The organism is Lysinibacillus sp., assembly GCF_032093475.1.
GTDB classification, from domain to species: Bacteria; Bacillota; Bacilli; order Bacillales_A; family Planococcaceae; genus Lysinibacillus; species Lysinibacillus irui.
The window spans coordinates 39,420-42,267 of sequence record NZ_DAMDAY010000007.1 but is presented as its reverse complement, the minus strand read 5'-3'; the positions used below and the strand labels follow the sequence as shown (position 1 = coordinate 42,267).

The following is a 2,848-nucleotide window of genomic DNA, read 5'->3' as shown; positions in this document are numbered from 1 at the left end:
ATTATCGCAGGATTTCCCTGTTCAAATTGCATTAGAAACAATGGCGGGGAAGGGGACCGAATGTGGTCGTTCCTTTGAAGAGCTTGCTAAAATCATTGATGGTGTCACACATAATGAACGTCTTTCTGTATGCTTTGATACATGTCACACACATGATGCTGGCTATAATATTGTTGAAGATTTTGATGGCGTGCTAGAAGAATTTGATAAAATAATAGGCGTAGATCGCATCAAAGTTCTACACATTAATGATTCAAAAAATGTGCGAGGCGCCCGTAAAGACCGCCATGAAAATATTGGCTTTGGCCATATCGGTTTTGACGCATTAAACTATGTAGTGCATCATCCGCAATTAATGGATATTCCTAAAATTTTAGAAACGCCATTTGTGCCTTCAAACAGTGATAGTAAATCGAAGGCAGCACCTTATAAAGTTGAAATTGAGATGTTGCGTAACGGCACATTTAAGCCTGAGCTAATTGAAGCGTTAAAAGGGTAACGAACAAGTGCCCGAAATCAGTTGATGATGCTGATTTCGGGCACTATTTTGTTATTTTGTAAATAATGCAATAAGTTGACGTGAGCGCTTTCTACCTAATACTGCCTCCACTTCTACAAGGATGTCTTTAGGAATACCTAAAAATAGCCAAGAGAATGTGAATTGCTCCAAATAAGGGCGCAATTTTTTTACCTCAGAAGTCGTAATGTCGAAGCCTTCTTCACGAGCAATCGCGACAATTTCCTTATCAGAGCTTTGTGCTAGTTGCTGTAAAAATTGAATACTCAAAGTCAATCCTCCTTTATCACATGTTATTTTTCACGAAATCATGTACACACTTGCGATTTAGCCATTTGTTAAACATCCATCTTCTTTTCTTTACAAAAACTGCACTTTCCTATATACTTACAACTTGTAAATCGTAATGATTTTGAATTAGAAAGAAGCGATCATGCATGAAGACAACACTTATTGACATCGAAAATGTGTCATTTCAATATGACTATACGCAAGTTTTAAAAAACATTTCTTTTCGTGTAGAAGAGGGTGATTTTTTAGCACTTCTAGGTCCGAATGGTTCGGGCAAATCAACATTATTAAAAATCATTTTAGGTTTATTAAAGCCTCTATCAGGGGAGATCAAATTATTTGGCGAACCAAGCGCAACCTTTAAACATCGCGAATGGATTGGGTATGTCTCGCAAAAATCAAATGCCTTTAATTCTGGATTCCCAGCAACCGTTCAAGAGGTCGTGAAAAGTGGATTAACGAAAAAATTAGGGCTTTTTAAAAGACCAGGACGAGATGCCAAAGGGAAGGTCCAAGAAGCATTAAAGGCTGTTGGTATGGATGCTTTTATGCATCGGAATATTGGTGAACTATCAGGTGGACAACAACAACGAGTTTTTATTGCGAGAGCTTTAGTTAGTGATCCCAAATTGCTCATTTTAGATGAGCCAACTGTCGGTATTGATCATGAGAATGTGCAGTCATTTTATGATATGCTGGCGAAATTAAATCGGGAACAAGGAATTACGATGATTCTTGTCACACACGATGTCGATACGGTATCGAATCGCATTAGCCATGTGGCATGCTTAAATCAAACAATTCATTTTCACGGCTATAAAAATGAATTTGATACTATTTCACAGGATGCACTAGACGCTTGGTATGGTCATTCTGTAAGAAAGATTCATTAGAAGGGGAAGGCACTATGATTGAAGCAATTTTACATTATGAATTTTTACAAAATGCCTTTTTCTCTGGGTTATTAATAGGCATTCTAGCGCCACTTTTAGGTGTGTTTATTGTTGTACGTAGGTTATCCTTGATTGCGGATGCTTTATCACATGTCACACTTGCTGGAATAGCCGGGAGCTTATATATCAGTCAATCGGTAACAGCATTAGCCTTGCTCAATCCTATCTATCTAGGAATACTAGCATCTGTTAGTGGCTCTATTTTAATTGAGCGACTAAGACGCTTGTATAAGCATTATGAGGAGCTTGCCATTCCTATCATTATGTCAGGAGGCATTGGGATTAGTGCGATCTTTATCTCCCTTGCCAGTGGCTTTAGCACAGATTTAATGAGCTATTTATTTGGCTCGGTATCTGCTGTGTCTCGTCAAGATTTATGGGTCGTTATTGGAATTGCTGCTGTTGTCATTCTCTTTTTGTTTTTATTTTTTAAGGAACTGTTTGTTTTATCGTTTGATGAGGAATATGCGAAGGCAAGTGGACTGCCTGCAAGATGGGTTCATCTTTTATTTATGATTGTGACGGCGCTTGTTATTGCGGCGAGTATGCGTATAGTAGGTATCTTATTAGTATCCTCGCTGATGACGTTACCTGTCGCGGCTGCGATGCGCTTAGCAAAAGGCTTTAAGCAAACCATCATCTATGCAATTATTTTTGGAGAAACTGCTGTATTAATTGGTTTAATCAGTGCATTTTATATGGATTTAGCGCCTGGAGGTACGATTGTTGTCACTTCGATTTTAATCTTGTTACTTGTCATCCTAGGAAAGAAAGTGGCATTTAAAATGGCTGCAAAGCAGGGGGAGGTAGCGTAATGAATATTTCAAGAGCGTGGGAAATATTAAAAGAAAATGGCTATAAAAAAACAGATAAACGGGAATTAATATTAGATATGTTTGCTGCAACAGATAAATATCTAACAGCCCGAGATTTATTGGATGTTTTAAAAAAGGATTTTCCAGGGATGAGCTTTGATACGATCTATCGCAACCTTGCTACTTTTGTGAAGCTTGGAATATTAGAAGAAACGGAGCTTTCTGGTGAACGAAATTTTCGAATGCACTGTGAATCTGCTCATCATCACCAT

Annotated in this window: 5 protein-coding genes; 4 read left to right on the top strand and 1 reads right to left on the bottom strand. The window is 38.0% G+C overall.

Features of this window, described 5'->3' with window-relative positions:
* Window positions 1–499, top strand: a 499-nt coding sequence (locus RT445_RS03310; RefSeq protein WP_313469682.1) for a deoxyribonuclease IV, incomplete at its 5' end; no start/stop codon positions are given.
* A gap of 51 nt (window positions 500–550) precedes the next feature.
* Here RT445_RS03310 and RT445_RS03305 read toward each other — a convergent pair.
* Window positions 551–787, bottom strand: coding sequence for a Nif11 family protein (locus RT445_RS03305; protein ID WP_274793772.1), 237 nt, complete (start codon window positions 785–787; stop codon window positions 551–553).
* Window positions 788–954: 167 nt separating this feature from the next.
* Here RT445_RS03305 and RT445_RS03300 point away from each other — a divergent pair, with 167 nt between their 5' ends.
* The 3 genes from RT445_RS03300 to RT445_RS03290 form a co-directional block, all read left to right on the top strand.
* A complete protein-coding gene (locus tag RT445_RS03300) occupies window positions 955–1,701 on the top strand; it encodes a metal ABC transporter ATP-binding protein (protein ID WP_274793771.1) in 747 nt (248 codons plus the stop codon).
* Window positions 1,702–1,715: 14 nt separating this feature from the next.
* Window positions 1,716–2,576 carry a metal ABC transporter permease gene (locus tag RT445_RS03295; protein ID WP_274793770.1) on the top strand — a complete coding sequence of 287 codons (861 nt, stop codon included), beginning with the start codon at window positions 1,716–1,718 and terminating at the stop codon, window positions 2,574–2,576.
* Window positions 2,576–2,848 (top strand): Fur family transcriptional regulator (locus tag RT445_RS03290; RefSeq protein ID WP_313469679.1); only part of this gene is annotated, 273 nt, incomplete at its 3' end. The genes RT445_RS03295 and RT445_RS03290, both read left to right, overlap by 1 nt.

Excerpts from the sequence above, each read along its gene's own strand:
- RT445_RS03295 (WP_274793770.1), top strand. The coding sequence starts at position 1,716 with ATGATTGAAGCAATTTTACATTATGAATTTTTACAAAATGCCTTTTTC.
- RT445_RS03300 (WP_274793771.1), top strand. The coding sequence starts at position 955 with ATGAAGACAACACTTATTGACATCGAAAATGTGTCATTTCAATATGAC.